We start from the raw sequence: 25181 nt of genomic DNA, 5'->3' as shown, positions 1-25181 counted from the left end.
GCCATCCGTTAACATCGCGGCAGATTTTTAATCAGAGGCCAACATGTACATCTATCGTTTGGTCCTGCTGCTGGTCGTCGGGATCTACCTGTTCTCCCCCGCCATCATGGATTGGTGGATCGACGCCACGGGCGCCTGGTATCGCCCTTATCTGCTATGGCTGATCCTGATCGTCGTGACCTTCATCCTGCAGAGCCAAAAAGATGCCGATGAGCTTTAGTCTCACCCAGATGCTGCTGATCAGCGCCGCCTACCTGGCTGCGTTATTCGGCGTGGCCTGGATCAGTGAGCGCGGAATGATTCCGCGGGCGATCATTCGCCATCCGTTGACCTACACCTTGTCCCTGGGCGTGTACGCCAGTGCCTGGGCGTTCTACGGCACGGTGGGGCTGGCCTATCAGTACGGCTACGGCTTTCTCTCCAGTTACCTGGGGGTGTCCGGCGCGTTCCTGCTGGCGCCGGTGCTGCTGTACCCGATCCTGAAAATCACCCGGACGTACCAGCTGTCTTCCCTGGCGGACCTGTTTGCCTTTCGCTTTCGCAGCACCTGGGCCGGCGCGCTGACCACCATCTTCATGTTGATCGGCGTGCTGCCGTTGCTGGCCCTGCAGATCCAGGCGGTGGCCGACTCCATCAGCATTCTGACCCGAGAGCCCGTGCAACATCGGGTTGCCCTGGCGTTTTGCGCGCTGATCACCTTGTTCACCATCTTCTTTGGCTCTCGCCATATCGCCACCCGCGAGAAACACCAGGGCCTGGTGTTTGCGATTGCCTTTGAGTCGGTCATCAAGCTGATCGCCATCGGCGGCGTCGGCCTTTATGCGCTTTACGGCGTGTTCGACGGGCCGCAACAGCTGGAGCTGTGGCTGCTGCAAAACCAGACCGCCCTCGCCGCCTTGCATACCCCCTTGCAGGAGGGACCATGGCGTACGCTGCTGCTGGTGTTCTTCGCCTCGGCGATCGTGATGCCGCACATGTACCACATGACCTTCACCGAGAACCTCAACCCGCGCTCGCTGGTCAGCGCCAGCTGGGGCTTGCCGCTGTTCCTGTTGCTGATGAGCCTGGCGGTGCCGCTGATCCTGTGGGCTGGCCTGAAACTGGGGGCCACCACCAACCCCGAGTATTTCACCCTGGGCATCGGTATTGCTGCCAACAGCCCGGCCCTGGCGCTACTGGCGTATGTCGGGGGGTTGTCGGCCGCCAGCGGGTTGATCATCGTCACCACCCTGGCACTCTCGGGCATGGCGCTCAACCACTTGGTACTGCCGCTGTACCAGCCGCCGGCCGAGGGCAATATCTACCGTTGGTTGAAATGGACCCGACGCGCGCTGATCGTCGCGATCATCATGGCCGGTTACGCGTTTTATCTGCTGCTGGGCGCCGGGCAAGACCTGGCCAACCTCGGCATCGTCGCGTTTGTCGCCACCTTGCAATTTCTGCCGGGCGTGTTGTCGGTGCTGTACTGGCCGACTGCCAATCGCCGTGGCTTTATTGCAGGGCTGCTGGCCGGGATCCTGGTGTGGACCGTGACCATGCTGCTACCGCTGGTCGGCAATCTGCAGGGCTTCTATATCCCGTTGCTGAACATGATTTACGTGCTGGACGACACCAGCTGGCACATGGCGGCCATCGCCTCGCTGGCCGCCAACGTACTGATGTTCACCCTGATCTCGCTGTTCACTAACGCCAGCGCCGAAGAAACCAGCGCCGCAGAAGCCTGTGCGGTAGACAACGTACGCCGCCCGCAACGCCGCGAACTGCATGCGGCATCGCCCCAAGAGTTCGCCACGCAACTGGCCAAGCCCCTGGGCGCCAAGGCCGCACAAAAGGAAGTCGAACAGGCGCTGCGCGACCTCTACCTGCCATTTGACGAGCGCCGCCCCTATGCCCTGCGCCGCCTGCGTGACCGTATCGAAGCCAACCTGTCCGGTTTGATGGGGCCGAGCGTGTCCCAGGACATGGTGGAAACCTTCTTGCCCTACAAGGCCGGTGGCGAAAACTACGTCACCGAAGACATCCACTTCATCGAAAGCCGGCTGGAGGACTACCACTCGCGCCTCACAGGCCTGGCCGCCGAACTCGACGCCCTGCGCCGTTACCACCGCCAGACCCTGCAGGAACTGCCGATGGGCGTGTGTTCCCTGGCCAAGGACCAGGAAATCCTGATGTGGAACAAAGCCATGGAAGAACTCACCGGCATCGCCGCCCAGCGGGTGGTGGGTTCGCGCCTCAATACACTGGGCGATCCCTGGAAAGAGCTGCTGCAGGGTTTCATCAACCTGCCGGACGAGCACTTGCACAAACAGCACTTGGCCCTCGACGGCCAGACCCGCTGGCTCAACTTGCACAAAGCGGCCATCGACGAACCTCTGGCGCCGGGTAACAGCGGCCTGGTGCTGCTGGTAGAAGACTTGACCGATACACAGATGCTCGAAGACAAGCTGGTGCACTCCGAACGCCTGGCCAGCATTGGGCGCCTGGCGGCCGGCGTGGCTCATGAAATCGGTAACCCGATCACCGGTATCGCCTGCCTGGCGCAAAACCTGCGGGAAGAGCGCGAAGAAGACGGGGAAATCACCGAAATCAGCGGGCAGATCCTTGAACAGACCAAGCGGGTTTCACGCATCGTCCAGTCGCTGATGAGCTTTGCCCACTCCGGCGCCCATCAGAATCAGGACGAAGCGGTGTGCCTGGCCGAAGTCGCGCAGGATGCCATTGGGCTGTTGGCCTTGAACCGGCGCAATTTCGAAGTACAGTTCTTTAACCTGTGCGATCCGGACCATTGGGTCGATGGCGACTCACAACGCCTGGCCCAGGTGCTGATCAACCTGCTGTCCAACGCCCGCGACGCGTCTCCGGCCGGCAGTGCTGTACGCGTCAAGAGCGAGGCTTTCGAGCACACGGTCGACCTGATCGTGGAAGACGAAGGCAGCGGCATTCCACAGAACATCATGGACCGATTGTTCGAACCCTTCTTCACCACCAAGGACCCCGGTGAAGGTACCGGTCTGGGCCTTGCACTGGTCTATTCCATCGTTGAAGAGCATTATGGACAAATCACCATCGACAGCCCGGCTGACACACAAAGCCAACGCGGCACCCGTATCCGGGTGACCTTGCCGCGTCATGTCGAAGCGACGTCCGCTGTGAACTGAGACCGTCGAGAGAATTGAATCAATGCCGCACATTTTGATCGTCGAAGACGAAACCATTATCCGCTCTGCCTTGCGTCGCCTGCTTGAACGTAATCAGTACCAGGTCAGCGAAGCCGGCTCGGTGCAGGAAGCCCAAGAGCGATTCAGCATTCCCACGTTCGACCTGATTGTCAGTGACCTGCGCCTGCCAGGCGCCCCGGGCACCGAGCTGATCAAGCTGGGCCAGGGCACCCCGGTGCTGATCATGACCAGCTACGCCAGCCTGCGCTCGGCGGTGGACTCGATGAAGATGGGCGCGGTGGACTACATCGCCAAGCCTTTCGACCACGACGAGATGCTCCAGGCCGTGGCCCGCATCCTGCGTGACCGTGTGTCGGCCAGCAGTGCGCCTGCCGAGCCACGCCCCACCGGCAAGACCAGCGGCGCCGAAAAACCAGGTGCCAACAACAGCAATGGCGAGATCGGCATCATCGGCTCCTGCCCTCCGATGCAGGACTTGTACAGCAAGATCCGCAAGGTGGCGCCGACTGACTCCAATGTGTTGATCCAGGGCGAGTCGGGCACCGGCAAAGAGCTGGTGGCCCGCGCCCTGCACAACCTGTCCAAGCGCGCCAAGGCGCCGATGATCTCGGTGAACTGCGCGGCGATCCCCGAATCCCTGATCGAGTCCGAGCTGTTCGGCCACGAGAAAGGTGCGTTCACTGGCGCCAGCGCCGGGCGTGCGGGCCTGGTGGAGGCCGCGGACGGCGGCACCTTGTTCCTTGATGAAATTGGCGAGCTGCCCCTGGAAGCCCAAGCGCGTTTGCTGCGCGTGCTGCAGGAAGGCGAAATTCGTCGCGTGGGTTCGGTGCAATCGCAGAAGGTCGATGTTCGATTGATCGCGGCGACACACCGAGACCTGAAGAGCCTGGCCAAGATCGGCCAGTTCCGTGAGGACTTGTATTACCGCCTGCATGTCATCGCGCTCAAATTGCCGGCCCTACGCGAGCGCGGCGCCGACGTCAACGAAATCGCCAACGCGTTCCTGTTGCGTCAAGGCGCACGCATTGACCGCACCGACCTGAAGTTTGCCGCGGACGCCGAGCAGGCGATCCGTCACTACTCGTGGCCTGGGAACGTGCGTGAGCTGGAGAACGCCGTCGAGCGCGCCGTGATTCTGTCGGAGAGCCCGGAGATCTCCGCCGAGTTGCTGGGCATCGACATTGAGCTCAGCGACCTGGATGACGACGACTTCATCGGCCTGGCCCCGCAGCAGGGCGGCGGTAGCAATACCAGCCATGAGCCGACGGAAGATTTGTCACTGGAAGACTACTTCCAGCACTTCGTGCTCGAGCATCAGGACCATATGACCGAGACCGAACTGGCCCGCAAACTGGGTGTAAGTCGCAAGTGTTTGTGGGAACGGCGTCAGCGCCTGGGCATTCCACGGCGCAAGACCGGGGTGGCCAGCGAAAGCTGAGAGCGCAGCCCCACAGGTAACACCTGTTGATGTGAAAAAACTGTTACCGCTGACTTTTCACGTAACAAAAGCCGGGGCTTACGGTAACGAAGCCCCGGCTTTTTTTTGGCCCTCAATCTGGCGAAACCAGCCCAAACCCCCGGTTTTGCTGGACGGCGCAAAAGTTGGCACGCACCCTGCTATATGCTCAGTACAAAAACAATAACAAGCTTTGTACAAGACAATAAAAATAAGACGAATCGACTCACGCATAACAAAAACAACACGGCGGAGGCGCAGCTAACTGATTCTTTTGGAGAGGCGTTGCATTTGGGGCTTGCCCCGCAACCAGGCCGAGAACAACAAAAACTGCCCTAAGGCAGAGCCTGAACTGGTTGGATCGTAGATCAGCAACACAGCGACCAAAGCAATCCGTTTGCTCTTGACTCCCGATTGGGAGTGTCATGAAGGTGAAACTTCGTGGCGAGGGCGATCAACAAAAACAAGAAGCCCGACATCAATAATAAAAATAGAGCACGCAACTACTTCTGGGGGAGCTTCGGCTCCCCTTGTAGTTTCCGGGATTTGACCTGCAAACGCTTATGGCGCAATGCCTTTAGCTTGTTCCTACACCATCCCCTGACTAAATGCTAGAATCCCCGCCCATCATGCGGTCATTCTTCGTTATGGCCGAACATTCCTTCAAACAGTGCATCCCATGCTGAAGAAGTTGTTCCAGTCATTCCGTTCTCCCTTGCGTCGAACGCAACACAAACGCAGCACGCCTGAAGTGCTCAATAGCAGCCAGCATTCGCTGCAGCGCGCTCAATTCAGCCGTTATGCAGTGAACATCGTCGAACGTTTGCAGAACGCCGGCTACCAGGCCTACCTGGTGGGTGGCTGCGTACGCGACATGTTGCTCAACATCACGCCCAAGGATTTCGACGTCGCCACCAGTGCCACGCCTGAACAAGTGCGCGCCGAGTTTCGTAATGCACGAATCATCGGCCGGCGCTTCAAGCTGGTGCATATCCACTTTGGTCGCGAAATCATCGAGGTCGCAACGTTCCGCGCCGGTCACCCGCAAAACGATGAAGAGGAGGACACCAACCAGTCTTCCCGCAACGAGAGCGGGCGCATCCTGCGCGATAACGTCTATGGCACCCTGGAAGAGGACGCGCAACGTCGCGACTTCACCATCAACGCCTTGTATTACGACCCGGTCAGCGAGCGCATCCTCGATTACGCCAACGGCGTACACGACATTCGCAACAACCTGATCCGGCTGATCGGCGACCCGACGCAGCGCTACCAGGAAGACCCGGTGCGCATGCTGCGTGCCGTGCGATTCGCCGCCAAGCTCAACTTTGGCATCGAAAAACACACCGCCGCACCGATTCGCGAACTGGCGCCGATGCTGCGGGAAATCCCCTCGGCACGCCTGTTTGAGGAAGTGCTCAAGCTGTTCCTTTCGGGCTACGCCGCCGACACCTTTGAAATGCTGGTGGACCTGCAGTTGTTCGACCCCCTGTTCCCGGCCAGCGCCGAGGCCTTGGAGTACAACCCGACGTACACCCACACCTTGATCAGCGAAGCCTTGATCAACACCGACCTGCGCATCAAGCAAAACAAACCGGTGACCCCGGCGTTCCTGTTTGCCGCCTTGTTGTGGCCGGCCCTGCCCAAACGCGTACTGCGCCTGCAGGACCGTGGCATGCCGCCGATCCCGGCCATGCAGGAAGCGGCTCACGAGCTGATCGCCGAACAGTGCCAACGCATCGCCATCCCCAAACGTTTCACCATGCCGATCCGCGAAATCTGGGACATGCAGGAGCGCCTGCCACGCCGCAGCGGCAAGCGCGCCGATCTGTTGCTGGACAACCCGCGCTTCCGTGCCGGCTACGACTTCCTGCTGCTACGCGAAAGCGCGGGCGAGCAGACCGATGGCCTGGGTGAATGGTGGACCGATTATCAGGACGCCAATGACAGCCAGCGCCGCGAAATGATTCGTGAACTGGGCAGCAAAGGTGATAGCGCCGGCGAAGGCCCGAAAAAGCGTCGCCGCAGCGGCACCAAGCGTAAACGCAGCAGTGCCGATGCCTCGGGCGCTGCGGGCGAATAAACGTGGAACGTATCTACATCGGCATGGGCAGCAACCTGGCTACCCCGGAGGAACAATTGCGCAGCGCGATCCAGGCGCTGGCGCAATTGCCTGGCACTCAGCTCGCCGGTGTGTCCGCCTTCTATCAAAGCGATTCACTGCTGCCCGGCCAGCCGCCCTACACCAACGCCGTTGCGGCGCTGGACAGTCACCTGGCGCCATTGGACCTGCTCGATGCGCTGCAAGCCATCGAAAACGATCAGGGCCGCGAACGCCTGGAACGCTGGGGCCCGCGCACCTTGGACCTGGATATCCTGCTGTTCGGTGATCGCCTGATCGATGAGCCGCGCCTCAAGGTGCCGCACTACCAGATGCATCTGCGCGCGTTTGTACTGTATCCGTTGGCTGAGTTGGCGCCAGCCGACCTGCAGCTGCCTGACGGCCAGCGTTTAAGCGACCTGCTCACCGCCTGCCCGTTCGTCGGCCTGGAACGCCTCCCTCAAGAATGACCCGGTCAATGTGGGAGCTGGCTTGCCTGCGATGCAAGCGACACGGTGTATCAGCCACACCGAGGTGATGCCATCGCAGGCAAGCCAGCTCCCACATTGGATATTCAGTGCGCCCCAAGCCTGTGCCCATCTTGCTGAATCGCGTCAGTAACAGCGGTAACACCGCCATCGTAACAATGCGGTAACACATCCAATTGACTTCCCGTGTCCTCCTCACGACTATAGGCGTCCCGCTGCCGCCAACCCGGCGCGACAGGGCGCAATCCAGGCCTTATAAGCACTGCTTTCAAGACAGTGCGCCTGTATAAACGAAGACTCACGCGCGTTACTCGCTGTTTCCAAGCGCCTGAACGAGGACCCTTTCATGCCAGACATTACCCTGACCACCTTGCAGAGCCTCAAGCTCAAAGGTGAAAAAATCACCATGCTGACCTGCTATGACGCCACCTTCGCCCACGCCAGCTGCCAGGCTGGCGTCGAAGTGCTGCTGGTGGGCGACTCCCTGGGCATGGTTCTTCAAGGGAATGACAGCACGCTGCCCGTGACCACCGATGAACTCGCCTACCACACCGCCAGCGTCAAGCGTGGCAATGATGGCGCCTTGATCATCGCGGACCTGCCGTTCATGGGTTACGCCACCCTTGAGCAAACCTTCCTGAACGCCGGCAAGCTGATGCAGGCGGGCGCGCATATGATCAAAGTCGAAGGTGCCGTGTGGCTGGCCGAGTCGATCCGGTTGCTGGCCGAGCGCGGCGTGCCAGTGTGCGCGCACATGGGCCTGACACCGCAGTCGGTCAATATCCTCGGTGGTTACAAGGTCCAGGGCCGCAATGAAGCCCAGGCCCGCCAGATGCGCGCCGATGCTATTGCACTGGAACAAGCCGGTGCTGCGATGATTCTGCTGGAGTGCGTGCCGAGCGAACTGGCCGCCGAAATCACCCAGGCCGTCAAAGTGCCCGTGATCGGGATTGGCGCAGGTTCCGCCACCGACGGCCAAGTGCTGGTATTGCACGACATGCTCGGCCTGTCGATCACTGGCCACGTACCGAAGTTCGTGAAGAACTTCATGGCCGGCCAGGACAGCATCCACGCGGCCCTGAGCGCCTACGTCAGCGAAGTCAAGAATGTAACTTTCCCAGGTATTGAACACGGGTTCTCGGCATGAACACCGTTAAAACCGTCCGCGAACTGCGGGCTGCCGTAACCCACGCCCGCAGCGCCGGCAAACGCATCGGCTTTGTGCCCACCATGGGTAACCTGCACAGCGGCCACGCCACCCTGGTGACCAAGGCCGCGCAGCAAGCGGACTTCGTAGTGGCGAGCATTTTCGTCAACCCGCTGCAATTCGGCGCGGGCGAAGACCTGGACAAATACCCGCGCACGTTGGCCGCCGACCAGGAAAAACTTCTGCAGGCGGGCTGCAACCTGCTGTTTGCGCCCACGGTCGAGGAAATGTACCCCGATGGCATGAACGGCCAGACCCGAGTCAGCGTGCCACAGCTGTCCGAAGGCTTGTGCGGCGCCAGCCGCCCAGGGCACTTCGAAGGCGTGGCCACGGTGGTCAGCAAGCTGTTCAACATGGTCCAGCCGGACATGGCCGTATTCGGCCAGAAGGACTACCAGCAGTTGGCGGTGATCCGCGCCATGGTCCGCGACCTGAACATGCCGATCCAGATCATCGGCGAGCCTACCGTGCGCGCCGAGGACGGCCTCGCGCTGTCATCACGCAACGGTTACCTCACCGAGGAGCAACGTGCGGTCGCACCAGTGCTGTACCGCGCGCTCAGCCAGATCGCCACGGCCATCCAAGGCGGCGATCATGATTTTGCCAGGCTTCGCGCCGAGCACATTCAGCAGATTGAAGCCGCTGGGCTGCGCATGGACTACCTGGAAGTGCGCCAAGGCGTACATCTGCGCCCGGCCACGGCTGAAGATCGTGATGTGGTGATCCTGGTCGCCGCTTATCTGGGGGCAACACGCCTCATCGATAACCTGCACCTGAACCTCGCCTGACCCCCGCTTTACCCTCAACCTGTTGCCCCGGCGGCTGTGCCGGTATAAAAAAGTACCGGCCACAGCGCAGACAAAGCCAAGACATATCCACACGCTAGGTTTAATGTAACTGCCCTGCGCTATGGTTAGCGCTGTCTGGAACCCAATCCTTGCGATAAGACTGGATGTTCCGGGCTTTGAAGTGTCCTAAAGGCAGTCCCCGTAATAAAAGGAAACCCGCAGCGATGGCGTACTACCGCACCCCTCATGACGTTACCGCGCTGCCCGCCTGGCAAGCGCTTGTTCAACATCGCCAAGCCATGCAGGATTTCAGCATGCGCGAGGCGTTCAATGCCGATCCTCAGCGTTTTTCCCAGTTCACCTTGAGCAGCTGCGGACTTTTCCTCGATTACTCGAAAAACCTGATCACCAGCGAAACCCGCGACCTGTTGGTGGGCCTGGCCAAGGAAGTCAATCTCAAGGCGGCGATCGACGCGCAGTACGCTGGCGAACCGGTCAACTCCTCTGAGGGCCGCCCTGCCCTGCACACCGCCCTGCGCCGCCCGGTGGGCGATAAGCTGTCGGTCAACGGCGTGAACATCATGCCGGACGTGCACAAGGTGCTGAATCAGATCACTGACCTGGTCGGCCGTATCCACGACGGCCTGTGGCGTGGCTACACCGAGAAGCCGATCACCGACGTGGTGAACATCGGCATCGGTGGCTCGTTCCTCGGCCCGGAATTGGTCTCGGAGGCCTTGCTGTCCTACGCCCATAAAGGTGTGCGTTGCCACTACCTGGCGAACATCGACGGCAGCGAGTTCCACGAACTGACCATGAAGCTGCGCGCCGAGACCACGCTGTTTATCGTCTCGTCCAAATCCTTCAACACCCTGGAAACCCTGAAAAACGCCCAGGCCGCCCGCGCCTGGTACCTGGCCCAGGGAGGCTCGGAAGCCGAACTGTATCGCCACTTCATCGCCGTCTCGAGCAACAATGCCGCAGCCGTGGCCTTCGGTATCCGCGAAGAAAACATCTTCCCCATGTGGGACTGGGTCGGTGGGCGCTACTCGCTGTGGTCTGCCATCGGCTTGCCAATTGCCCTGGCTATCGGCATGTCCAACTTCAAGGAACTGCTGTCGGGTGCCTACACCATGGACCAGCACTTCCTGAACGCGCCGTTCGAAGCCAACATGCCCGTGCTGCTGGGCTTGCTGGGGGTGTGGTACGGCAACTTCTGGGGTGCGCAGAGCCATGCGATCCTGCCGTACGACCATTACCTGCGCAATATCACCAAACATTTGCAGCAGCTGGACATGGAATCCAACGGCAAGAGCGTGCGCCAGGATGGCACGCCAGTGTCCACCGATACCGGCCCGGTGATCTGGGGCGGCGTAGGCTGCAACGGCCAGCACGCTTACCACCAGTTGCTGCACCAAGGGACTCAACTGATCCCGGCCGACTTCATCGTGCCGATCGTCAGCTTCAACCCGGTCTCTGATCATCACCAGTGGCTGTACGCCAACTGCCTGTCCCAGAGCCAGGCGCTGATGCTCGGCAAGACCCGCAGCGAGGCCGAAGCCGAGCTGCGTGAGAAGGGCTTGCCGGAAGCCGAAGTACAGAAGCTGGCACCGCACAAGGTGATCCCGGGCAACCGTCCGAGCAACACCCTGGTGGTCGAGCGCATCAGCCCACGCCGCCTGGGTGCGCTGGTGGCGATGTATGAGCACAAGGTGTTCGTGCAGAGCGTGGTGTGGGGCATCAATGCCTTCGACCAATGGGGCGTTGAACTGGGCAAGGAGCTGGGCAAAGGCGTGTACAACCGCCTGACCGGCGCCGAAGAAACCTTGGCCGAAGATGCTTCGACCCAGGGCCTGATCAACTACTTCCGTGGTCGCCACCGCGGCTGAAGCCGTTCATTCAAGGCCAACGTCCGTTTGGACGTTGGCCTTGAACCCTCCCGCCCCAGGGTGCATCTTTATGACTTGTCGCAAAAACAAGAATAAGGAGCGCTCATGTTCGATATCAGCACCTTTCCCACCGCCGATGCCGTCCGCCGGGCTGCGCAGCTCAGTCAAGAGGACTACCAGCGCCTCTATCGCCAATCCATCGACCAGCCAGACACCTTCTGGGCCGAACAGGCCAAGGGCTTTCTCGACTGGATAAAACCCTGGCACAGCGTCCAGCAGTCAGACATCCACACCGGTGCCGCCCAATGGTTTGCCGGTGGCCAGTTGAACGTCAGCTACAACTGCATCGACCGCCATCTGGCGCAACGCGCCGATCAGCCGGCTTTCATCTGGGAAGGCGATGATCCGTCAACATCCTGCACGATTACTTACCGCCAACTGCACCAAAACGTCAGCCGCCTGGCCAATGTGTTGAAAAGCCGTGGCGTGAACAAAGGTGATCGCGTGTGCATCTATATGCCGATGATCCCCGAGGCGGCGTACGCCATGCTGGCCTGCACGCGAATTGGCGCAGTGCACTCGGTGGTGTTTGGTGGTTTCTCTCCTGACGCCCTGCGCGACCGCATCCTCGACGCCGATTGCCGCACCGTGATCACCGCCGACGAAGGCATACGCGGTGGCAAGCCCGTGGCGCTGAAACAGAACGTCGACAAGGCCCTGGCCAGTTGCCCGAATGTCAGCACGGTACTGGTGGTGGAGCGCACCGGGGCGGGCGTGAATTGGCACGAGGGCCGCGACCTCAAATACCAAGCCGCCCTGGACGCCGCCAGCGACAACTGCCCACCCGAGCCGATGGACGCCGAAGACCCGCTGTTTATCCTGTATACCTCCGGCAGCACCGGCAAACCCAAAGGCGTGTTGCACACCACCGCTGGCTACCTGCTGCAAGCGGCGATGACCTTCAAGTACGTGCTCGATTACCAAGAAGGCGAAGTGTTCTGGTGCACCGCCGACGTGGGCTGGGTCACCGGCCACAGCTATATCGTTTATGGCCCGCTGGCCAATGGCGCCACCTCGCTGATGTTCGAAGGCGTGCCGAGTTATCCGGACAGTTCGCGCTTCTGGCAGGTCATCGATAAACACAAGGTGAATATCTTCTACACAGCGCCCACCGCCCTGCGCGCCCTGATGCGCGAAGGCCACGGCCCGCTGCAGAGTACATCGCGCGCCAGCCTGCGCCTGCTGGGCAGCGTAGGTGAGCCGATCAACCCGGAAGCCTGGGACTGGTATTTCAACGCCGTCGGCGAACAGCGCTGCCCGATTGTTGATACCTGGTGGCAGACCGAAACCGGCGGCATCATGCTCAGCCCGCTGGTCAGCGCCCAGCGCATCAAACCGGGCTGCGCGACACAGCCCATGTTCGGCGTACAACCGGTGTTGCTTGATGAACAAGGCAAGGAAATCAGCGGCGCCGGCAGCGGTGTACTCGCCATCAAATCAAGCTGGCCGGGGCAGATTCGCAGCGTCTACGGCGACCCGCAGCGCATGATCGACACCTACTTCAAGCCCTACCCCGGCTACTACTTCACCGGGGATGGCGCACGGCGCGATGAAGACGGCGACTACTGGATCACCGGGCGGATCGACGATGTGATCAACGTGTCCGGCCATCGCATCGGCACCGCAGAGGTGGAAAGTGCGCTGGTGCTGCATGATCAGGTCGCCGAAGCCGCCGTGGTGGGCTACCCCCACGACGTCAAAGGCCAGGGCATCTACGCCTTTGTCACCCCCATGAATGGCGTCGAACCCAGCGACGCGTTGAAAAAGCACCTGCTGGAGTTGGTCAGCAAGGAGATTGGCAGCTTCGCCAAACCGGAATTGATCCAATGGGCCCCTGCCCTGCCGAAAACCCGCTCCGGCAAGATCATGCGACGCATCTTGCGCAAGATCGCCTGTAACGAACTGGACAGCCTGGGCGACACCTCGACCCTGGCCGACCCCAGCGTGGTGGACGGTTTGATCGACAAACGCCTCAACCGGTAGGGCCAGGATTATCCCCGGCCTGTGCAGGCCGGGGTTAGCTGTTAAACTTCGCGCCCCCTTTTTCTTATTCATCTACCAGCAAGGCGCGCTCCATGACTCCCTTGAATCAGGCGCTGCGCGCCGCCCTCGATCACCGCCAAGACCTGATCAACACGCTGCACGCCCAGGGTACGGACTGCTATCGGCTGTTTCACGGCAGCCAGGAAGGCGCCGGGGGCTTGACCATCGACCGCTACGGCCCGCAATTGCTGGTACAAAGCTTCCACCAGTCCCTGGAAACCGCAGACCTGCTGGACCTGCACCAACTGATCAACCAATACATGGGCCTGGAATTGTTGCTGGTGTACAACGACCGTGCCCGCGGCAACTCGCGCATCGACCGCGAAGACACGGTGTACCGCGCCGAGCCTGGCGCATTGGAAGACCTGGTCGGCCACGAGTGGGGCCTCAATTACCGTGTGCGTGGGCGCCACGCCGGGCAAGACCCACTGCTGTTCCTCGACCTGCGCAACACCCGGGGCTGGGTCAAGGACCACAGCGCCGGCAAAAGCGTGCTGAACCTGTTCGCCTACACCTGTGGGGTAGGTTTGAGCGCAGCGGCGGGGGGCGCACGGGAAGTGTGCAACCTGGATTTCGCCGAGGGCAACCTGGCGGTGGGGCGTGAAAACGGCCAGCTCAACCCGCAGTTGCCTAGCATGGAGTTTGTACAGTCCGATTACTTCCCGGCGATTCGCCAACTGGCGGGCCTGCCGATCACCCAGCGTCGCGGGCAGAAGCTGCCGAGCTATCCGCGCCTGGAACAGCGCCAGTACGACCTGGTACTGCTCGATCCTCCCGCCTGGGCCAAGAGCGCTTTCGGCACCGTCGATTTGTTGCGCGACTATCAAAGCCTGCTCAAACCCGCACTGCTGGCCACCGCCGATAATGGCGTACTGATTTGCTGCAACAACCTGGCAAAAGTCAGCATGGAGGACTGGCGTGAGCAGGTGCTGCGCTGCGCGGAAAAAGCCGGGCGCCCGGTACGCGAGTGGCAAGTGATGACACCTGGGGCCGACTTTCCTTCCAGGGATCAACAGCCCCCGTTGAAGACCCTGATCCTGCATTTGTAGGAAGTTTCCCAGCGCCCACGGTTCTTCGGAACCGAATTCCCGTGCCATACTCCAAGGCACTCTCGTTCGACATAGATGGCGTTCACCCATGCCCAAAGGATTGATCCGCGCCGTAGGCGCCTTGTTGACCGCCCTTGCTTTGTACAGCTTGCTGGGCTTTCTGATATTACCCGGCATCGCCCTTCGCATTGCCAACCAACAGTTGGCCAATTACGCCACGGTGCCGTCGCGAATCGAGCGCATCGAGCTCAACCCCTTCAGCCTGGAACTGACGCTGTGGGGCCTGAAGATCGGTGAGCCAGGCAAAGAGCAAGTAGGTTTCGAACACCTCTACGCCAACCTGCAGATCGACAGCCTCTGGACCCGCGCCCTGCACCTGGCTGATGTGCAACTGGACAAGCCCAAGACCGAACTGCTGTTCGACAAGTCCGGCCAACTGAACCTGGCGCAGTTGTTCAAACTGCCGCCGAGCGAGCCAACCCCGGCCGATCCTGATGCCAAGCCGTTCCCACTGCGTATCGACAGCATCAAGCTGGCCGGTGGTAACCTGCATTTCCAGGACCTGCGCCCCAGCGAGCCCATCGAATTCCTCTACGACGAACTCGACTTCGAGCTGAAAAACCTTAGCACTTTGCCCGACGACAATGCCGACATGACCCTGGTCGCCGCCGGCCCCGAAGGTGGGCAAATCGACTGGAAAGGCAACTTCAGTCTGGTACCGATCACCTCCGAAGGCACCTTGAAGGTGACCGACGGCAAAATGAAAGCCTGGTGGCCGTATGTACGTGACGCCCTGCCACTGGTGCTGGAAGACGGGGTGCTCAACTTCAGCACTGACTACAAATTCAGCCTGGCCAAAGAAACCGAGCTGAACCTGACCAACACCGCCGCCAGCATCGCCCCCTTTGCTATAAAGGCCCCCGATGGCCGGCCACTGGCACGCCTGGAACGCCTGGACGTCAGCGAAACCACGGTAGACCTGGCCAAGCAGCAGGTCATTATCGGCAAGATCCGCAGCAACAAGCTGGAAACCTGGGCCGCCCGTGAGGCCGATGGTCAATTGGACTGGCAGAAGCTGTTCGCCAGCCAACCGAGCAAACCGGCCAAGGCACCGGAACCAACCGCTGCCGACGCGCCGTCGGCGCAACCGGCGGCCCCGAGCAAACCGTGGCAAGTGCTGCTCAAGGATGTGCAACTGCGTAACTATCAGGTGCACCTGGCCGACCGCCAGGCTAAACCTGCGGTCGCGCTGGAACTGGGCCCGTTGAATGTCGACGTACAGAACTTCGACAGCCTCAACCAGAGCCCCTTCGCCTTGAAGGTCGACACCGGCCTGGGTAAGCAAGGCAAGATCCAGGCAACCGGCGAGGTTAACCTCAACCCGGTCAGTGCCAAGCTGAAAGTGAACACCCAGGACATCGACCTGCGGGTCGCCCAGGCCTATATCAGCCCGTTTATTCGCCTGGAATTGCGCAGCGGCATGCTCGGCAGCAACCTGGACGTAAACCTCAAAAGCACCGAGCCACTGGCCCTCCAGGTCACCGGCCGCGCCCAGGTTGACCAGTTGCATACCCTGGACACCCTGAAGACCCGCGACTTCCTCAAGTGGCAGCGCCTGGTGCTAGAGGGCGTGAACTACCAGCACGGCCAAAGCCTGTCGATCGACAAGGTCAACCTGTTGCAGCCGTATGCGCGCTTCATGATCAACGAAGATCGCACCACCAACATCGACGACCTGCTGATTCCGCAGCCGGCCGACAGTGGCAGCAAGTCGGCCGCCAAACCTGCCGCCAGTAACGACAAACCCCTGGGCATTCATATCGGGCAGATCGCGATCAACGACGGTTCGGCCAACTTTGCTGACTTTAGCCTCACGCCCAACTTTGCCACCGCGATTCAACAGCTCAACGGCCAGATTGGCACCATCGACAGTCGCCAGGCCAAACCGGCCAGCGTCGACATCAAGGGCAAGGTGGACCGATACGCACCAGTGACGATCAAAGGCAGCGTGAACCCGTTTGACCCGATGGCCGCGCTGGACATCGCCACCAGCTTCAAGCGTGTCGAGCTGACCAACCTGACACCTTACTCAGGTAAATTCGCAGGCTTCCGCATCCGCAAGGGTCGCCTGAATCTCGATCTGCACTACGTGATCACCAAAGGCCAGTTGAAGGCTGAAAACAAAGTGGTGGTCGAGCAACTGCAGTTGGGTGAAAAAGTCGACAGCTCCGATGCCGTGGACTTACCGATTCGCCTGGCTGTCGCCCTGCTCAAGGACTCCGACGGCAAGATCTCCATCGAACTGCCAGTAAGCGGCGACCTGAACAACCCGCAATTCAGCGTGATGCCGATTGTGTGGCAGACCCTGCGCAACCTCGTGGTACGCGCGGCAACCGCGCCCTTCAAGTTCATTGGCGGGCTGGTCACCGGTGGTGGCTCTGAAGACCTGGGCAATGTGTCGTTCGCCGCAGGCTCCAGTGAGCTGAACAAAGACGCCGAAGGCGCTCTGAACACCCTGGCCAAGGCGCTGAAAGAACGCCCTGCCCTGCGCCTGGAAATTGAAGGCACCGCCGCTGCCAGCAGCGACGGGCCGTTCCTGGCCGCACAGCGACTGGAGCGTGAATACCAATATAACTACTACAAGATCCTCCAGCGCCGTGGCGACAAGGTCCCGGCCCAAGCCTCCCTGCTTGAAGTGCCAGAGAAGGAAAAAGCACCATTGCTGGAAGGCATCTACCGCACCCGCCTCAAACAGCAACCCCCGGCCGAATGGAAAGACCTGGGCAGCGATGAGCGCTCGGCGAAACTCAAGGACGGTGTGATCAAGTTCTGGAGCGGCAGTGATGTACTGCTGCGCCAGTTGGGGCAGGACCGAGCCAGCACGATCAAGGATTACCTGGTAGACAAGGGCCAGTTGGAAGATGACCGCGTGTACTTCATCGATGCGCAGCTGGGGCAGGCCGAGAAAGATGGCCGGGTGATCACTCCAATGCATCTGGATGCTGAGTAACTTCTAAGCACTACCCATCCTAATGTGGGAGCTGGCTTGCCTGCGATAGCATCACCTCGGTGCAACTGAATGACCGAGGTGCCAGCATCGCAGGCAAGCCAGCTCCCACATTTTTTGTGTATGTGTGTTTTGACCTGATCATTCTGTTTCAGCCTGAAATAGAACAGGCCCCGACACAAGTGCCGGGGCCTGTAATGACCACATCCGTGTGGTCGGTCGCATGAACTCCAGAGGTGCGTCAGGTGGATATCTAACTCACCCTAAGCCGCCGCTATTCAGTCCAGACGAAACGTCAACGTTACTCTGCTTTCAGGCCATCGGCCGATACAGCTTTAACGCCTTTGATCTTCTTGGTGATCGCTACAGCCGTTTCTTTCTGCGAAGCGGTCACAGCGGTAGGCGACGACAGGGATACAACACCTTTGTTGGTTTCAACCTTGATGTCGGTGCCAGGAATGCCTTTTTCAGTGACCAGGTCAGCCTTCACTTTGGTAGTGATCCAGGTATCACTGGTGGTCTCTTTAGCGTCGTGGGCAGCGCCTTTGGTTTTGTCGATGCCGTCAGCTTTGGTAGCACCGCCAGCCAGCAGGCCGTCAGCAGAAACCGCAGTCACACCTTTGATTTTCTTGGTGATGGCTACAGCAGTAGCTTTCTGCGAATCCGAGACTGCTACGTCGGAGGACAGGGAAACCACACCTTTGTTGGTCTCAACCTTGATGTCCGAACCTGGAATGCCTTTTTCGGTCAGCAGGTCAGCTTTGACTTTAGTGGTGATCCAAGTATCCGAAACGCTTTCCTTAGCCTTGGTCGCTTCACCGGCCGCCAAAGTCATAGGGGCTTGGGAAGTCTGAGCAAAGGCTACGTTAGCACCCATGGCCAGGGTCAGAGCGGTAGCAGTAGCGAGAGCGAACTTCTTCATACGAGTAACTCCTGTTTTATTAAAAGTCTGCAGGCGTAAACCTTCATGCTGCAGCGCTACCAGGGATATTGCAGGCAGTGTGCCAACTCGCCGAACAGATTAAATCCCTTATTAAACAATGACTTATGAAAAGCATGAATTTTCGAAATCGTGCAACTTGCATGAAGCTCATCGTGCCTGCATGCAAGTTGCGGCTTTTGGGCGGCGCTAAACAGCTGATTCTGCTTCATTTTCTCGCGCCCATAAAAAAAGGACTCCGAGGAGTCCTTTTTTCAGCGTGAAGCCTGCGGGTGATTAAACGCCCGAAGCCTTGGCTGCTGCTACGTCCTTGATGGACAGCTTGATACGGCCGCGGTTGTCCACGTCCAGTACCAGCACTTCCACTTCCTGGCCTTCTTTCAGAATGTCGGTCACTTTCTCAACGCGAGCATCGCTCAGCATGGAGATGTGAACCAGACCGTCTTTGCCCGGGAGGATGTTGACGAACGCGCCGAAGTCGACGATGCGCTCAACCTTGCCTACGTAGATCTTGCCGATCTCGGCCTCAGCAGTGATACCCAGTACGCGCTGGCGTGCTGCTTCAGCCGCTTCCTTGGTTTCGCCGAAGATCTTGATCGAACCGTCGTCCTCGATGTCGATCGAAGCCTTGGTTTCTTCACAGATCGCACGGATGGTCGCGCCGCCTTTACCGATGACATCACGGATTTTGTCGGTGTCGATTTTCATCGCGATCATGGTCGGAGCATTTTCCGACAGTTCGGTGCGGGACTGACCAATGATCTGGTTCATCTGGCCGAGGATGTTCAGGCGCGCTTCCAGGGCTTGGCCCAGGGCGATTTCCATGATCTCTTCGGTGATGCCCTTGATCTTGATGTCCATCTGCAGCGCGGTCACACCTTTGGCGGTACCGGCTACTTTGAAGTCCATGTCGCCCAGGTGGTCTTCGTCACCCAGGATGTCGGTCAGGATGGCGAACTTCTCGCCTTCTTTAACCAGGCCCATGGCGATACCGGCAACCGGTGCCTTCATTGGCACACCGGCGTCCATCAGCGCCAGGGAAGCACCGCAGACCGAAGCCATGGAGCTGGAACCGTTGGACTCGGTGATTTCCGATACAACACGGATGGTGTACGGGAACACGTCAGCGGCAGGCAGCATGGCCTGAACCGAACGACGAGCCAGACGGCCGTGACCGATTTCACGACGACCCGCGCCGCCCATACGACCACACTCGCCCACCGAGAACGGAGGGAAGTTGTAGTGCAGCATGAAGGGGTCTTTTTTCTCGCCTTCCAGGGTGTCCAGCAGTTGTGCGTCGCGGGCAGTACCCAGGGTCGCAACGACCAGGGCCTGGGTTTCGCCACGGGTGAACAGCGCCGAACCGTGAGTCTTCGGCAGTACGCCGACTTCGATGTTCAGCGGACGCACGGTGCAGGTGTCGCGACCGTCGATACGTGGCTTGCCGTTAACGATGTTTTCGCGAACGGTGCGGTATTCGATCTCACCGAAAGCAGCTTTGACTTCGCTGGAAGAAGGCTGGCCTTCTTCACCGGACAGCTTGGCAACGACCTGGTCCTTCAGCTCACCCAGGCGAGCGTAGCGGTCGGCCTTGACGGTGATGGTGTAGGCGTCGGAGATGGCAGCGCCGAACTCGGAGCGGATAGCGCCCAGCAGTTCGGTGGCTTCCGGGGCAGCAGCCCAGGTCCAGGTCGGCTTGGCAGCTTCGGCAGCCAGTTCTTTAACCGCGTTGATCACAACCTGGAACTCGTCGTGAGCAAACAGTACGGCACCCAGCATCTGGTCTTCGGTCAGCTCTTTGGCTTCCGATTCAACCATCAATACGGCTTCGGACGTACCGGCAACGACCATGTCCAGGCTCGAGGCTTTCTGTTGCTCGTAAGTCGGGTTCAGCAGGTAGCCGGTGCTTTCGTGGAACGCAACGCGGGCAGCGCCGATCGGGCCATCGAAAGGAATACCGGAGATGGCCAGGGCAGCCGAGGTACCGATCATCGCAGCGATGTCCGGATCGGTCTTCTTGCTGGTGGAAACGACGGTGCAGACAACCTGCACTTCGTTCATGAAGCCTTCTGGGAACAGCGGACGGATCGGACGGTCGATCAGTCGGGAAGTCAGGGTTTCTTTCTCGGAAGGACGGCCTTCGCGCTTGAAGAAACCGCCAGGGATCTTACCGGCAGCGTAAGTCTTTTCCTGGTAGTGAACGGACAGAGGGAAGAAGCCCTTGCTCGGGTCAGCGGTCTTGGCGCCAACAACGGTCACCAGTACGGTCACGTCGTCGTCAACGGTAACCAGCACTGCGCCGGAGGCTTGACGGGCGATACGGCCTGTCTCGAGGGTAACGGTCGACTGACCGAACTGGAATTTTTTGATAACCGGGTTCACGGTGTCCTACCTTCTTTGTGGCTCTTGGGGGAACTTGTCTTCTTGCGAAATTCTTGGGCAATGCCGGGAATCGGCCCGACGCTCGTCCAGGGTAAAACGTGTATCCAGATAAAACTTGAGGCTGGGAGCCTACCACGGGCCACCGGGAATCCCGATGACACGCGGCAGACAACCAACCTCTAGCGCAATCGCTTATTAGCGACGCAGACCCAGGCGACCGATCAGAGTCTGATAACGACCCAGATCCTTGCCTTTCAGGTAGTCCAGCAGCTTACGGCGCTGGTTTACCATGCGGATCAGACCACGACGGGAGTGGTGGTCTTTACCGTTGGCCTTGAAGTGACCTTGCAGTTTGTTGATGTTGTGGGTCAGCAGTGCAACTTGCACTTCTGGCGAACCAGTGTCACCAACAGCTTGCTGATAGTCAGCTACGATTTGTGCTTTTTCTTGAACGTCGAGAGCCATGAGGCAATCCTTTTTTTAAGGAAACCACCCAAAGGGCAGTTTCAACAGGCCAGGGACAAATCCCTGTATCTAAAAATGAGTGTTGACCATGCCTGTTAACAGCCACACTCGTTCGGTCATTCTGACCGAATCAGCCGACGCGGCGCGATGCGCCCGTCTTCGCTCACTTCACCGATACCGATAAAGCGACCGTTATGATCCTGTACTCGCACCATGCCGAACTTCGGGGCATCCGGGGCGCGTACCGGCTGGCCGTTGAGCCAGTAGAACGCGCTGTGCTCCGAGAAGTGCAGCAGCGGCCAATCGAGCAAACCGCTGTCCGATGGCATGAGGAAGCGATCAACCGCTTCATTGCCGCCCTCGGCGTGTACCGCTTCCAACTCTTCCAGCGTGACCGTCTGGGCCAGGCTGAAAGGCCCGGCCTGGGTGCGTCGCAGTTCTGCAACGTACGCGCCGCAACCGAGCTTTTCACCAATATCTTCCACCAGGGTACGGATATAGGTGCCTTTGCTGCAGTCCACGGCCAAACGGGCAGTGTCGCCTTCACAAGCGAGCAATTCCAAGCGCGCAATAGTAACAGAACGCGGTTCGCGCTCCACTACTTCGCCCGCACGTGCCAGCTTGTAAAGTGGCTGGCCATCGCGCTTGAGTGCCGAGTACATCGGCGGTATCTGACTGATTTGCCCACGAAAAGCGGGTAAGGCAGCTTCGATATCCGCACGACCAACGGTCACGTCGCGAACCCGCAAAACATCACCTTCGGCATCCGCCGTGGTGGTGGTCTTGCCCAGTTGCATCAGGGTTTCGTAACCCTTGTCGGAATCAAGTAGGTATTGCGAAAACTTGGTGGCCTCGCCAAAGCACAACGGCAATACACCGGTGGCCAATGGATCAAGGCTGCCGGTATGCCCGGCCTTCTCGGCGTTGAGCAGCCAGCGAACCTTCTGCAACGCGGCATTGGAGGTAAAGCCAATGGGTTTGTCGAGCAGAATGATGCCACTGACGTTGCGACGAATACGTTTGACCTGAGCCACCGCTTACTCCTTGGCGTCTTCAGGTGTGGACGGATGCTGGCTGTCTTCAGCCACGGCGCGCTCGATCAGGGCCGACAGGTGCGCGCCACGCACGACGCTTTCGTCGTAGTGGAAGTGCAACTGTGGAACGCTGCGCAGCTTCATTTCACGGGCCAACTGCATACGCAGGAAACCTGCAGCAGAGTTGAGCACCTTGATGCTTTGCGCAATTTCTTCGCTGTTGTCCTGCCCCATTACGGTGATGAAGATCTTGGCGTGACCCACGTCACGGCTCACTTCAACAGCGGTAATGGTGACCAGGCCAACGCGTGGGTCTTTGACTTCGCGGCGGATCAGTTGGGCCAGCTCACGCTGCATCTGATCGCCGATACGCTGGGTACGGCTGTATTCTTTTGCCATGTCTTGTTACCTGTTACTGCCACACGGTGAAACCCGTGGGGTCTGAAAGCGGCAAACGCCCGGCCTGACAAAAGCCAGACCGGGCGTTGCGTTTAGAGTCCTGACGCTGCGCGGGGCATCTGCATGCCCACACGCTGCGCGGCTCCTGAAGTGCGCGAGTTAGAGGCTGCGAGCAACCTGAACCTTCTCGAAGACTTCGATCTTGTCGCCAACCTTGACGTCGTTGTAGCTCTTGACGCCGATACCGCATTCCATGCCGGCACGTACTTCGGCAGCGTCATCCTTGAAGCGGCGCAGGGATTCCAGCTCGCCTTCGAAGATAACGATGTCTTCACGCAGTACACGGATTGGACGGTTACGGTACACAGTGCCTTCAACCACCATACAGCCGGCAATCGCGCCGAATTTCGGCGAGCGGAACACGTCACGCACCTCGGCGATACCCAGGATGTTCTCCCGGACGTCACTGCCAAGCATGCCGGTAAGGGCCTTCTTGACGTCTTCGATGATGTCGTAGATGACGTTGTAGTAACGCATGTCCAGGCCTTCCTGCTCGACGATCTTGCGAGCGCCAGCATCGGCACGCACGTTGAAGCCGAACAGTACAGCGTTGGAAGCCAGTGCCAGGTTGGCGTCGGATTCGGTGATACCACCGACACCGCCACCGACAACGCGCACTTGCACTTCGTCGTTACCCAGGCCGTTCAAGGCGCCGTTCAACGCTTCGAGGGAACCACGAACGTCAGACTTGAGGACGATGTTAAGCGTCTTCTTCTCTTCCTGGCCCATGTTCTCGAAGATGTTTTCCAGCTTGCCGGCGTGAGCACGGGCCAGCTTGACCTCGCGGAACTTGCCTTGACGGAACAGAGCCACTTCACGGGCTTTCTTCTCATCAGCCACTACGCTCATCTCGTCGCCAGCGTCCGGCGTACCGTCCAGGCCGAGAATCTCGACTGGGATAGCAGGGCCTGCTTCCTTGATTGGCTTGCCGTTCTCGTCGAGCATGGCACGTACACGGCCGTAGTTCGAACCGACCAGTACCATGTCGCCTTGGCGCAGGGTACCGTCTTGGACCAGCACGGTGGCAACCGGGCCACGGCCCTTGTCGAGACGGGACTCCACCACGACGCCACGGCCAGGAGCCGATGGAGTAGCGGTCAGTTCCAGGACTTCGGCTTGCAACAGGACCGCTTCGAGCAGTTCGTCAACGCCGGTACCCATTTTCGCCGAGACCGATACGAATGGCGTCTCGCCACCCCATTCCTCGGACGTCACGCCGTGAACCGACAGTTCGCTACGGATGCGATCGAGATCGGCGCCCGGCTTGTCGATTTTGTTCACGGCAACGACCAGAGGAACACCGGCAGCCTTGGCGTGCTGGACGGCTTCAATGGTCTGCGGCATTACGCCGTCGTCCGCTGCAACCACCAGGATGACGATGTCGGTCGCCTTGGCACCACGGGCACGCATTGCGGTAAACGCGGCGTGACCTGGGGTGTCGAGGAAGGTGACCATGCCGCGTTCGGTTTCAACGTGGTATGCACCGATGTGCTGGGTAATACCACCGGCTTCGCCTGCGGCAACCTTGGCACGACGGATGTAGTCGAGCAGGGAAGTCTTACCGTGGTCAACGTGGCCCATTACGGTCACGACCGGCGCACGGGAAACCGCTTCACCTTCAAACTTCAGGGACTCGGCCAGGGAATCTTCCAGGGCGGTGTCGCTGACCAGGGTCACTTTGTGGCCCAGCTCTTCAGCAACCAACTGGGCAGTTTCCTGGTCCAGTACCTGGTTGATGGTGGCCGGAGTGCCCAGCTTGAACATGAACTTGATGATTTCAGCAGCCTTGACCGACATCTGCTGGGCCAGATCGCCCACAGTGATGGTCTCGCCGATCTTCACTTCACGCACGACAGGGCCGGTTGGGCTCTGGAAACCGTGGGCGTTGCGCTTCTTCAGCTTGGCCTTGCCGCGACCACCACGACGGAAGCCATCGCTTTCTTCGTCGGTGGTACGTGGGGCAACGCGTGGCGCAGGCGCTTTCTCTTTGACCGAGGCGCGGTGCGGAGCGTTTTTACGCTCGCCATCGCCACCACCACCGCGACGATTGTTGTCGTCAGCACGTGGTTTGTCCGGACGACGAGGCTCGTCGCGCTTGCGGGCGTCTGCTGCAGGAGCAGGTGCGGCGGCAGCCGGGGCAGCCTCACGCACAGCTTCAACAGGGGCGGCGACCGCGTCAGTGGCAGCAGGTTGCGCAGCAGCAGGCTGGCGACGCGCTTCTTCTTCGGCGCGACGCTTGGCTTCTTCTTCAGCCTTCTGACGTGCAGCATTTTCTACTGCGCGACGTTCTTCCAGCTCGCGTTTGCGCTCGGCTTCGATTTCTTCCGGGCTGCGCTGTACGAAGACTTTCTTCTTGCGTACTTCAACGCTGATGCTCTTGCTACCTGCAACCCGCAGGGTGCTGGTGGTTTTGCGCTGCAATGTAATCTTGCGCGGTTCTTCCACTTTCGCCTTGTGGCTGCTCTTCAAGTGAGTCAGCAAAGACTGCTTCTCACTATCGCTCACACCTTCATCGGCGGCGGTGTGCGGCAGACCTGCCTCACGCATCTGCTGCAACAGGCGCTCTACCGGTGTTTTGACCTCATCGGCCAGTTGTTTCACCGTGACTTGCGTCATGCACTTCTCTCCTCAGGC

At 59.8% G+C, this 25181-nt stretch carries 17 protein-coding genes; 11 read left to right on the top strand and 6 right to left on the bottom strand.

Annotation, left to right across the window (positions count from 1 at the left end; all coding sequences use genetic code 11):
- The first annotated feature begins 43 nt into the window (after nt 1-43).
- From JMV15_RS17485 to JMV15_RS17435, 11 genes are all read left to right on the top strand, one after another.
- Complete coding sequence (locus tag JMV15_RS17485) at nt 44-220, top strand: hypothetical protein (protein ID WP_003176118.1); 177 nt, start codon at nt 44-46, stop codon at nt 218-220.
- Nucleotides 204-3158: a sensor histidine kinase gene (locus JMV15_RS17480; RefSeq protein ID WP_003194154.1), complete on the top strand. Its 2955-nt coding sequence runs from the start codon at nt 204-206 to the stop codon at nt 3156-3158. The genes JMV15_RS17485 and JMV15_RS17480 overlap by 17 nt, the downstream gene beginning before the upstream one ends.
- Nucleotides 3159-3180: 22 nt before the next feature.
- Nucleotides 3181-4617 carry a sigma-54-dependent transcriptional regulator gene (locus JMV15_RS17475; protein ID WP_014719942.1) on the top strand — a complete coding sequence of 479 codons (1437 nt, stop codon included), beginning with the start codon at nt 3181-3183 and terminating at the stop codon, nt 4615-4617.
- 697 nt (nt 4618-5314) lie between these two features.
- The gene (locus JMV15_RS17470) at nt 5315-6718 is read left to right on the top strand and encodes a polynucleotide adenylyltransferase PcnB (protein ID WP_003194157.1); all 1404 of its coding nucleotides are present in this window, start codon (nt 5315-5317) and stop codon (nt 6716-6718) included.
- A gap of 2 nt (nt 6719-6720) precedes the next feature.
- Nucleotides 6721-7206, top strand: coding sequence for a 2-amino-4-hydroxy-6-hydroxymethyldihydropteridine diphosphokinase (folK, locus tag JMV15_RS17465; RefSeq protein WP_038451493.1), 486 nt, complete (start codon nt 6721-6723; stop codon nt 7204-7206).
- A gap of 364 nt (nt 7207-7570) precedes the next feature.
- A complete protein-coding gene (panB, locus tag JMV15_RS17460; RefSeq protein ID WP_014719944.1) occupies nt 7571-8371 on the top strand; it encodes a 3-methyl-2-oxobutanoate hydroxymethyltransferase in 801 nt (266 codons plus the stop codon).
- Entirely contained in the window at nt 8368-9219 is an 852-nt protein-coding gene (gene panC, locus JMV15_RS17455; protein WP_014719945.1) for a pantoate--beta-alanine ligase, read from the top strand. The genes panB and panC overlap by 4 nt, the downstream gene beginning before the upstream one ends.
- A gap of 224 nt (nt 9220-9443) precedes the next feature.
- The gene (gene pgi, locus JMV15_RS17450; protein WP_003194166.1) at nt 9444-11108 is read left to right on the top strand and encodes a glucose-6-phosphate isomerase; all 1665 of its coding nucleotides are present in this window, start codon (nt 9444-9446) and stop codon (nt 11106-11108) included.
- 105 nt (nt 11109-11213) lie between these two features.
- Nucleotides 11214-13151: an acetate--CoA ligase gene (gene acs, locus JMV15_RS17445; RefSeq protein ID WP_038451495.1), complete on the top strand. Its 1938-nt coding sequence runs from the start codon at nt 11214-11216 to the stop codon at nt 13149-13151.
- A gap of 92 nt (nt 13152-13243) precedes the next feature.
- On the top strand, nt 13244-14260 hold the full coding sequence (locus JMV15_RS17440; protein WP_014719947.1) for a class I SAM-dependent rRNA methyltransferase: 1017 nt from the start codon (nt 13244-13246) through the stop codon (nt 14258-14260).
- Between the two features lie 88 nt (nt 14261-14348).
- Complete coding sequence (locus JMV15_RS17435) at nt 14349-17270, top strand: DUF748 domain-containing protein (protein ID WP_038451497.1); 2922 nt, start codon at nt 14349-14351, stop codon at nt 17268-17270.
- A gap of 298 nt (nt 17271-17568) precedes the next feature.
- On the opposite strand, the gene JMV15_RS17430 is transcribed toward JMV15_RS17435, so the two are convergent.
- From JMV15_RS17430 to infB, 6 genes are all read right to left on the bottom strand, one after another.
- Complete coding sequence (locus JMV15_RS17430; protein ID WP_014719949.1) at nt 17569-18189, bottom strand: BON domain-containing protein; 621 nt, start codon at nt 18187-18189, stop codon at nt 17569-17571.
- Nucleotides 18190-18483: 294 nt separating this feature from the next.
- Entirely contained in the window at nt 18484-20589 is a 2106-nt protein-coding gene (pnp, locus tag JMV15_RS17425; protein ID WP_038451499.1) for a polyribonucleotide nucleotidyltransferase, read from the bottom strand.
- Nucleotides 20590-20784: 195 nt separating this feature from the next.
- Entirely contained in the window at nt 20785-21054 is a 270-nt protein-coding gene (gene rpsO / locus JMV15_RS17420; protein WP_003177875.1) for a 30S ribosomal protein S15, read from the bottom strand.
- A 116-nt stretch (nt 21055-21170) separates the two neighbouring features.
- Nucleotides 21171-22088, bottom strand: a complete 918-nt coding sequence (gene truB / locus JMV15_RS17415) for a tRNA pseudouridine(55) synthase TruB (RefSeq protein ID WP_019817949.1) — start codon at nt 22086-22088, stop codon at nt 21171-21173.
- Between the two features lie 3 nt (nt 22089-22091).
- Nucleotides 22092-22487: a 30S ribosome-binding factor RbfA gene (gene rbfA / locus JMV15_RS17410; RefSeq protein WP_003176137.1), complete on the bottom strand. Its 396-nt coding sequence runs from the start codon at nt 22485-22487 to the stop codon at nt 22092-22094.
- 159 nt (nt 22488-22646) lie between these two features.
- Entirely contained in the window at nt 22647-25163 is a 2517-nt protein-coding gene (gene infB, locus JMV15_RS17405) for a translation initiation factor IF-2 (protein ID WP_003194185.1), read from the bottom strand.
- Nucleotides 25164-25181 lie beyond the last annotated feature (18 nt).

Origin of the sequence: Pseudomonas paracarnis, assembly GCF_904063055.1 — a bacterium.
Taxonomy (GTDB): domain Bacteria; phylum Pseudomonadota; class Gammaproteobacteria; order Pseudomonadales; family Pseudomonadaceae; genus Aquipseudomonas; species Aquipseudomonas paracarnis.
Note: the sequence above shows the minus strand (reverse complement) of the source record. Positions and strands in the feature narration are given on the sequence as shown.

What these genes read in the sequence shown, in the direction of transcription:
- JMV15_RS17485 (WP_003176118.1), top strand. Translation starts at nt 44, where the DNA reads ATGTACATCTATCGTTTGGTCCTGCTGCTGGTCGTCGGGATCTACCTG.
- JMV15_RS17480 (WP_003194154.1), top strand. Translation starts at nt 204, where the DNA reads ATGCCGATGAGCTTTAGTCTCACCCAGATGCTGCTGATCAGCGCCGCC.
- JMV15_RS17475 (WP_014719942.1), top strand. Translation starts at nt 3,181, where the DNA reads ATGCCGCACATTTTGATCGTCGAAGACGAAACCATTATCCGCTCTGCC.
- JMV15_RS17470 (WP_003194157.1), top strand. Translation starts at nt 5,315, where the DNA reads ATGCTGAAGAAGTTGTTCCAGTCATTCCGTTCTCCCTTGCGTCGAACG.
- panB (WP_014719944.1), top strand. Translation starts at nt 7,571, where the DNA reads ATGCCAGACATTACCCTGACCACCTTGCAGAGCCTCAAGCTCAAAGGT.
- panC (WP_014719945.1), top strand. Translation starts at nt 8,368, where the DNA reads ATGAACACCGTTAAAACCGTCCGCGAACTGCGGGCTGCCGTAACCCAC.
- pgi (WP_003194166.1), top strand. Translation starts at nt 9,444, where the DNA reads ATGGCGTACTACCGCACCCCTCATGACGTTACCGCGCTGCCCGCCTGG.
- acs (WP_038451495.1), top strand. Translation starts at nt 11,214, where the DNA reads ATGTTCGATATCAGCACCTTTCCCACCGCCGATGCCGTCCGCCGGGCT.
- JMV15_RS17440 (WP_014719947.1), top strand. Translation starts at nt 13,244, where the DNA reads ATGACTCCCTTGAATCAGGCGCTGCGCGCCGCCCTCGATCACCGCCAA.
- JMV15_RS17435 (WP_038451497.1), top strand. Translation starts at nt 14,349, where the DNA reads ATGCCCAAAGGATTGATCCGCGCCGTAGGCGCCTTGTTGACCGCCCTT.
- JMV15_RS17430 (WP_014719949.1), bottom strand. Translation starts at nt 18,189, where the DNA reads ATGAAGAAGTTCGCTCTCGCTACTGCTACCGCTCTGACCCTGGCCATG.
- rpsO (WP_003177875.1), bottom strand. Translation starts at nt 21,054, where the DNA reads ATGGCTCTCGACGTTCAAGAAAAAGCACAAATCGTAGCTGACTATCAG.
- rbfA (WP_003176137.1), bottom strand. Translation starts at nt 22,487, where the DNA reads ATGGCAAAAGAATACAGCCGTACCCAGCGTATCGGCGATCAGATGCAG.
- infB (WP_003194185.1), bottom strand. Translation starts at nt 25,163, where the DNA reads ATGACGCAAGTCACGGTGAAACAACTGGCCGATGAGGTCAAAACACCG.